The organism is Bradyrhizobium sp. CSA207, from assembly GCF_029051685.1.
In the GTDB taxonomy this organism is placed as follows: domain Bacteria; phylum Pseudomonadota; class Alphaproteobacteria; order Rhizobiales; family Xanthobacteraceae; genus Bradyrhizobium.
The window spans coordinates 22,634-30,028 of the sequence record NZ_JAACFT010000057.1; the positions used below are offsets into that span (position 1 = coordinate 22,634).

7 protein-coding genes are annotated in these 7,395 nt (G+C 64.0%); 2 read left to right on the forward strand and 5 right to left on the reverse strand.

Features of this window, described 5'->3' with window-relative positions; genetic code table 11:
- Positions 1-157 precede the first annotated feature (157 nt).
- The 3 genes from GWG65_RS37740 to GWG65_RS37750 are packed head-to-tail and all read right to left on the reverse strand — an operon-like array spanning position 158 to position 2,781.
- Positions 158-1,279, reverse strand: a complete 1,122-nt coding sequence (locus GWG65_RS37740; RefSeq protein ID WP_275200470.1) for an HD domain-containing phosphohydrolase — start codon at positions 1,277-1,279, stop codon at positions 158-160.
- Between the two features lie 51 nt (positions 1,280-1,330).
- A complete protein-coding gene (locus GWG65_RS37745) occupies positions 1,331-1,663 on the reverse strand; it encodes a PilZ domain-containing protein (protein ID WP_275200471.1) in 333 nt (110 codons plus the stop codon).
- Positions 1,660-2,781, reverse strand: a complete 1,122-nt coding sequence (locus tag GWG65_RS37750) for a DUF2336 domain-containing protein (RefSeq protein ID WP_275200472.1) — start codon at positions 2,779-2,781, stop codon at positions 1,660-1,662. Before GWG65_RS37750 ends, GWG65_RS37745 begins: the two co-directional genes overlap by 4 nt.
- Positions 2,782-3,080: 299 nt before the next feature.
- On the opposite strand from GWG65_RS37750, the gene GWG65_RS37755 reads away from it, so the two are divergent.
- On the forward strand, positions 3,081-4,028 hold the full coding sequence (locus GWG65_RS37755; RefSeq protein ID WP_275200473.1) for an AraC family transcriptional regulator: 948 nt from the start codon (positions 3,081-3,083) through the stop codon (positions 4,026-4,028).
- A 50-nt stretch (positions 4,029-4,078) separates the two neighbouring features.
- Positions 4,079-4,669, forward strand: a complete 591-nt coding sequence (locus tag GWG65_RS37760) for an NAD(P)H-dependent oxidoreductase (RefSeq protein WP_275200474.1) — start codon at positions 4,079-4,081, stop codon at positions 4,667-4,669.
- A 7-nt stretch (positions 4,670-4,676) separates the two neighbouring features.
- Here GWG65_RS37760 and GWG65_RS37765 read toward each other — a convergent pair whose 3' ends face one another.
- Positions 4,677-6,758, reverse strand: coding sequence for a HAMP domain-containing methyl-accepting chemotaxis protein (locus tag GWG65_RS37765; protein ID WP_275200475.1), 2,082 nt, complete (start codon positions 6,756-6,758; stop codon positions 4,677-4,679).
- Positions 6,759-6,853: 95 nt separating this feature from the next.
- A complete protein-coding gene (locus GWG65_RS37770) occupies positions 6,854-7,294 on the reverse strand; it encodes a DUF1810 domain-containing protein (RefSeq protein ID WP_275200476.1) in 441 nt (146 codons plus the stop codon).
- Between the last annotated feature and the right edge of the window lie 101 nt (positions 7,295-7,395).

A 7,395-nucleotide genomic window follows, 5' to 3' on the forward strand; every position in this document is an offset into this window, starting at 1 on the left:
AGAATTCGGCCAGCTGATCCGCAGCGGCAAACGCGAGGACATGAAGCATCTGGCGGAAGGGCTGGCGTGCCGATCGGTCCGACCACGCGCCGGACATCGCGCGGCGCATTAGGCAGGTTGTGGCGGCGATCCCGGCCCTGGTGCCGCGGCGGCGCGCTCACCTTGTGAGCGCAACCTGCTTGAAAGCGATTACAAGCGCCTTTTCCAGCTTCCCGGTCATCCCGCAGAGAATGTTATAGGCCTCCCGGCGCGGCATCGTCGGTTTGTAGTGCCGGTGCTCTATCAGCGCAGCAAAAATGTCCGAGATCGTGAGAATGCGCACGATGTCGTTGATGCTCTCGCCGCACAGTCCGTCAGGATAACCGCTGCCGTCGAGATATTCGTGATGGTGCCGCACCGCATCGAGAATCTCGGGCGAGATCTTCTCGCGATCCTTCAGAAACGCGTAGCCGGCTGCCGGATGCGTTTCGATCATGGCACGTTCATTGGCATCGAGGCGGCCAGGCTTATCCAGAATCGCAAGTGGGATCTGCGCCTTGCCGATGTCGTGGAACATGGCGGCCGAGTACAGCCGCTCGAGATCGGTCCGCCGGACGCCCAGGCTCAGCCCGAAATCGATCGCGACACCGGTCACCAGCAGGCAATGCTGGTAGGTTCCCTCGTGGTGGCGTCGCACCGTCGTGAGCCATTCGGACAGCCCATGCTCGCCGATGCGATCGGCGATCTTGCGGCCGGCCTCTTTCGTACCGTCGACGTCAAGGGGCTCGCCGAGCGTAACGGCCGTGAACATCGACGCGATGGCGGTTGCCGCGGTTTCGACGGCGTTGTCCGGCTGCGGCCTGGTACTCGACGAGGCCGCTGCCGGCGCGGCTGGATCGGTCAACGCCGCCAGCAGCTTTATTCGATCGACCGTCCCGGGAAGGACGAGCGTCGCGCCGAGCGCATAGGCTTGCGAGACGCTGACGTGAGAGGAGTACTCGACAAGGAAGATGCGTTTTTGGGCTTTCGCCAGCTTGGCGGCCCGTTTTTTGATCGCTGCGATGTTGTTGACGTCTCGCAGGTCCGCGCGGATGACCACGGCGAACGGCACTTGCGACAGTTTGGCCTGTGCATCGAGCCGCTCGCCCGCGACGGCGAAATTCCGCTCGAGGATCGAGCAAACGCTGGACAATTTGTCGGAGGAATCGGCCAGCACGTGCACGAATGCGCGTGCCGCCTCCGTCTCTTGGCGGCCGCCGCGGCCTTGGACGGGGCGGGGCATGGTTCGCGCATCCTGCACGGCAGACCTGGACTTTTGCTGGAGTTCAATGAGCTTGATGAATTTTCGAGCCTATTTGCTTTGAGTGGAGTTCTGTGCCGCAACCACTGGTACGCTGGTCGGCTTCTTCTTGCGGTCCGCCGTGACGAAGTGCACGCCGGCCACGGTCCCGTCGATCCAGACCAGTTCACAGCGTCGGTAGGCGAGCCCCGTCGATGATAGCAGCATGAAGAATTCCTTGGCCCGGAGAACATCGAGCGTACCCTCGACCTCGAGCTTGGCGCCCGTCTGCGAGACGTCGAGCAGGACGCAATTGCGTCGCCAAGTGCCGTCCGATCCCATCAGATTGACAGCCTGCTTGTGATCCATTCGCACGCGAAGCGCCTTGCGACCGTCGAACTTCATAGGTTAGCCCCCATTTTTGCGCAGCGGTTGCCCTGATCCTCGGCGCCGACTGCTGTCGCGATCTCGCCCCAGCGCACCGTCCATTGGCTGGTGGACAGAAGTAGCGTGTCGAATATGTGCTGTGCCCGCTCGCGCTCGGCGAAGGAGAGGCGCGCGCCACTTCGATTGCTCAGGATCGTGAGTGTGGTTTGCCAGTTGAGCCGCGAAGCCCGGCAAGCCATCACCACGCCCTCGCAGTTATCATCGGCCATCACGTGCTCGATGATCTCGATCGGGGCGGCTGAAAGCACGGACAGCGCAGTAAAGAGGTTGGCAGTCTCGCCGCGGATCGCGAAGCGGTTCACTGTGGAGTCGTTAAGCTTGCCGATGCGGCTGAGCGCAACGATTTCGGGCCTGGCATTCGCATAGTCGGTCGAACAGGGTCGCTTGGGGACAATGGGCGCGGGGAGCGAGGCGGAGCCTTGCGCCGACGGCGTTGAGGAGGTGTTGGGGTGGGCCGGCGTGTTCTGGGCGGATGGGACCGCGAGCAACTTGCGCACGACGGTGTCGGGTGTGTCGGGCCTGAGCGCGAGCGCCTTCGCGATCTCGCCATCCGCCGCGCTCGTCGCAATCAGCACGCCGTAGGCCGCATCAGAGAACCTCGTTCCCGGGTTCTTGATCAGCGCAAGGCAGACCGCGCGGCCGCCGTGCCGGATCAGCGTCTCCGCCACGGCTGCTTCGACGATGTCCCGGGCCGAAATCGCAAGCCGGTGCCTTTCGCCGCAAGAGGTCGCTACCGCTTCGAGGTCAGCCGCGGGCAGGGCGTGCGATTTGAGAAGGACGGGGCACGCCACCTCCGGATCATCGTGAGAGGCCAAGTGCCGCAATGTGTCCCGCGGCGCAGCATTGAGTGCGACAAGTGCCGTGCTGAGTTGAACCAGCGCGCTGGGTGCGACTCGCTTGGTCAGGCGCAGCAGGACGCCGTCGACCACATTGACGATCATTTCCTGGGGCCTGTCGCGGCTCGCAGCGAGCAGGTGGACGATGCCCACAAGAATACGCGCGCAGCGCTCCGGCGGGAACGCCGCCACCGCTTCTTCCAATTCTACCGCAACATCAGCAGGCGAAGGTGCCGTCATGGCAGGAGCCTGAAGTAAAAATAAATTCGGTTGTCAAACAGGATCTATTGCGCCTCAGAGTTGTTAATTTTGCCTGTAGATTTTAAAACTTAAGGTAATGACGCACCAGTGATGCAGCCGAAACGCTATCGAAAATCGGCGAGGATTGTACCGTCGACTTGGCCCTTTGAACGGAACCCTCGCCAACGCTTCGAAAGCGATTAGGATCATTCCTTCGGTGCAACGGGAGCCGAAAGGGGAGAAATTTGACCGGCGTCGCCGCCGGACACGCGTTTTTTTGACGCGGTTTTCATTTTGAAATGACCAGTATTGATGATGCGCCAGCCTTGGCGCCAAGGATATTTCGCTTTTCAGATGTCGATGAGTTTCGCAGTTCGATCCGCGGCCTGAACATCGAGTTCACGCCGTTCGTGCGTAGGATCGCTGCCGAGCAGCTCATTCTGCGTCTGGCCGGCTGCGACGTGAACATCACGCGCGCGTTTCCGCGCGTCGTGGATGCGCAGCTCGTCGCGGACTGCACGGCGGTCGGTTTCGCGATGGACGACCTCGAAATTCCCATTCGCTTCAACGGCGCGCAGCGCGATCGTGGGGTCATCGTCATTGGCAGTAGCGGCGCGGCCTATAACACCATCGAGGAGGTGCCGCGGCAGATCGCATCAGTCGTCTTCTGGCCGGAGGTGAAGAACCGGGGCTGGCCCGAGACAAACTCCAACTTCAAGATTTTCGAGACGAGCACGCTGGCGCTGGACCGGCTGCGCAAGGTGGTCAGGGAGGTGGTCGCCGCCGCGTCCGAGCCCGTCGATGCCGCCGAAGTGCCCCTGAAGGCCGCCGCGATGAAGGAATCCCTGTTCGGTGCGGTCGATGCCGCGTTCGCCAACATCGTGCCTGCGCGATGGACGCTGCGGCCGAATGACGAGCGGCGATTCAGGCTGTTCGAGGATATTCGCGCGCTGCTATCCGACGATCTGGCCCAACCCATCTACAGCGAGGATATCGCGCGCAAGCTCGGCATCTCCGTCCGCACCATGCATGACGTCGTCCGCCGCTATCGCGGCATGAGCCTGCATCGCTATTTGCGCCTGCGCCGGCTGTGGCTGGTGCGCCAGCGGCTGCTGGCGGGAGCCGACAGCGTCAAGGCCGTGGCGCTGGCGTTCGGCTTCTGGCATCTCAGCGATTTCTCCAGGAGCTATCGCGATCAGTTCGGCGAGACGCCATCGCAAACGCTGGAGCGCGGGCGAAGTCCGTAGCGGACAAATGGATTGGGCCGGTCTCGTCGTTTTGTGCTAGTCTTCCCGCTATGAGCAACCGCATCCTCGTCCTCTACGGATCTTATCGTTCCGACCGCATGGGCATTCGCCTTGCGAATTTTGTCATCAATGGACTGCGAAGCCGCGGCGAGGAGGTCGAATTCATCGACGCCAAGGCGATCGGCCTGCCGATGCTCGACCGCATGTACAAGGAATATCCCGAAGGCTCGGCACCCGAGGCGCTGGAGAAACTGGCCGGGCAGATCCGCGGCGCCGATGGTTTCGTCTTCGTCACCGGCGAATATAATTGGGGCATTCAGCCCGGCCTGAAAAACCTCACCGACCATTTCCTGGAAGAGTGGTTCTGGCGCCCGGCTGCGATCGTGAGCTATTCGGCCGGCCGCCTGTCCGGCGCGCGCGCTTCGACCGCCTGGCATGGCACGTTGTCGGAGATGGGCATGGTGGTGGTGTCGAGCACCATCGGCGTCGGCCCGATCGCGCAGACGCTGTCGGCCGAGAGCGAGCCGATCGGCGAGGGCGGCAAGGCGCTGGAACGCTCGTTCCCCCGTTTTGCCGACGACCTGCTGTGGTGGATCGAGGCGGCCAAGGCGCAGCGCGCGCGCAAGGCCCCGCCTTACTGAGCGCCGCTCAGGCGGCCCTGACTTCGCTGAGGAAACGGTCGAACTGTCCGGCAAGGTCGCGCGACTGGCTCGAGAGCTGCTCGGCCGCGCCCAGCACCTCCCTTGCTGCCGCACCCGTGTGGTCGGCTGCGCTCTGCACGCCGGTGATATTGGTGTTGACCTCTTGGGTGCCGCGGGCGGCCTCCTGGACGCTGCGGGCGATCTCCTTGGTTGCCGAGCCCTGTTCCTCGATTGCCGCCGCGATCGCCGTGCCGATCTGATCGATCTCGCCGATGACGTCGGCGACGTTGCGGATCGCACTCACGGTTTCGTCGCTCGCGGTCTGGATCGCCGCGATCTGCTCGGAGATTTCGGTCGTGGCCTTGGCGGTCTGGCCGGCCAGGGACTTCACCTCGGAGGCGACCACGGCGAAGCCGCGGCCGGCGTCGCCGGCGCGGGCGGCCTCGATGGTCGCGTTGAGTGCCAGCAGGTTGGTCTGTTCGGCGATGCTCTGGATCAGTGTTACGACGTCACCGATCTTCTGGGCGCCCTCGGCGAGCGCGCGCGCGGTATCGCCGGTGCGGCGGGCGTTGTCGACGGCGCGGGCCGCGATCTCGGTGCTTTGTGCGACCTGGCGGCCGATCTCCGAGATCGAGGAGGTCAGCTCCTCGGTCGCGCTCGCGACCGTCTGCACATTGGTCGAGGTCTGCTCGGAAGCGGCCGCGACGACCGCAGCCTGGCTGTTGGTCTGGGCCGCGGTCGAGGTCATCGACTGCGCCGTGCTCTCCATCGCCGTGGAGGCCTGGGACAGGCCGCCGACGAGCTCGGTGACCTTGGCCTCGAACGCGCTGGTGAGTTGGTCGAGCGCCTGCGCGCGGCGCATCTTGCCGTCGTTCTCCGCCTGCTTCTCGGCCGCGAGCCGCTCGGCCCGGATCATGTTGTCCTTGAACACCTGCACGGTAGCGGCCATCGCCCCGATCTCGTCGGCGCGCGCGGCGCCGGGGATCTCCTCGGCAACGTTACCCTCGGCAAGCCGCGACATCCGCGCGGTCAGGTCGACGATCGGTGCGCAGACCCGGCGGCGCACCGTCGCCACAAGACCGACGCTCGCGATCAGCACGGCAACGAGGCCGAGAAGTGCGATGATAAAGCTGGTGCGCGCAGCTGAGGAAGCACTGCCGAGGATCTGCTCGGCGTTGTCGTAGAAGGCGTCGCGGACCTCGATGATGGTGTTAAGGCCGCGCTGCGTGGCCGCGTAATAGGTATCCATGTCATGTTCGTACTTGCCGCTGACCGCACCGTCCTTCACCAGCTTGAGCTCGCGGCCGAACTCCTCGACATAGACCGAGTTGAACTTCTCCAGCGCCGCGGCGACGTTCGCCGGAGTCGCCGGATTGCCGCGCAATTCCAGCAGCGCCATCACGATCTGATCGTTGCGGCCCTGCGAGCGGCTGATCTCGGCCTTCTCGGTGTCGGTCGCCGGTCTTTTGCCCCCGACCAGATTCTTGTGCAGGCTGGAATTGAAGCCGCCGACGTCGCGCAATGTCATGGCGATGTTGGCGTAGCTGGCCTGCCGGTAGGCATCGCCGTTGAGGATGGCCATGCGGCGGACCTGCTCGTTGAGCAGCGCGGTCACGCCCCCGTTGAGCACGGCGTTATCGGTGACGATCTTCTTGGCCGCGTCCTTGCGCGCCTCCGGCGGCCCGGACATCGCCTTGTCGATGGCCTCGCGCAGGGCCGTGAATTTTGAATTGATGGCGTCGATGTTGCTGCCAGTGGTGTTGCCGTCGTCGAACGGGCCGGGCAGCTCCTTGCGCAGCGCGTTCATCCTGTCGCGGGCGGCATCGGTCTGCTTGCGCAGCTTGCCTTGCTCGGCAAGCTGCACCGGGTCGACGGTGGCAGGGCCATAGAGGATATTGGTGGAAAAGCCGCGCTCAGGATTGAGATAGCGCGGGATGTCGCTGACGGCGCGAACGATCGCCAGCCGCCCCTGTGCTTCGGTGATGCGCTCCATCGTCTGGTATTTCGTCACGGCGACGTAGAGGGCGAGGCCGCCGCCCACGGTCGAGAGCGAGACGATGGCGGCGGTCAGGAGCGTACCGATTTTCATGATCTGTCCGGCAATTGGCGCGGGAGAATTATTTTGCACGGACAATAGGCAGGCGATGTTAATCCGGGGTTTACGCTGGTGGCGGCAGGCCGCCTTCACTCGGTCTTTCGATCAAGCCTCGTCAGGATCTCCAGCGTGGCGCCGTCGCGCTCGCCCGAAAAATACCTTTCGAGCGCCTGGCTGAAGATCGGCTGGTCGGACACGGCCCCGAACAGCGTCATCGACGAGCGGAATTTGGCGTCATCCGGCGCCCCGAGGATCGCGTGGATGGTTCGCCCCTGCACGGCGAGCACGAGGCCGGTGCATTCGACGAGGCGGGTGCCCAGGACGGGGTGGGCGAGGTAGGCCTCGGCCTCCTCGCGCGTGCCGATGGCGTAGCGCTGCGACATTGCGCTCAAGCCGAGGCCGGCAATCTGCGGGAAGATGAACCACATCCAGTGGCTCTGCTTCCGGCCCCGGGACAGCTCCCCGATCACCCTGGAGTAGACCGGGTTCTGGGCCTGGACGAACCGATTTAGATTGAAGGGATCGGTCATTGGATACCTTGGGCCGCCTCGTCGGCCGCGATTATGCCTAACTTTTGGCTCCCAATGTGGTAGCTGGTAATAGAGTCTCCGGGTGGGGGTGGGTCTCCCCG

Bases quoted from the DNA above. Each gene is read 5' to 3' on its own strand.
- GWG65_RS37765 (WP_275200475.1), bottom strand. From the start codon at position 6,758: ATGAAAATCGGTACGCTCCTGACCGCCGCCATCGTCTCGCTCTCGACC.
- GWG65_RS37770 (WP_275200476.1), bottom strand. From the start codon at position 7,294: ATGACCGATCCCTTCAATCTAAATCGGTTCGTCCAGGCCCAGAACCCG.
- GWG65_RS37760 (WP_275200474.1), top strand. From the start codon at position 4,079: ATGAGCAACCGCATCCTCGTCCTCTACGGATCTTATCGTTCCGACCGC.
- GWG65_RS37755 (WP_275200473.1), top strand. From the start codon at position 3,081: ATGACCAGTATTGATGATGCGCCAGCCTTGGCGCCAAGGATATTTCGC.
- GWG65_RS37745 (WP_275200471.1), bottom strand. From the start codon at position 1,663: ATGAAGTTCGACGGTCGCAAGGCGCTTCGCGTGCGAATGGATCACAAG.
- GWG65_RS37750 (WP_275200472.1), bottom strand. From the start codon at position 2,781: ATGACGGCACCTTCGCCTGCTGATGTTGCGGTAGAATTGGAAGAAGCG.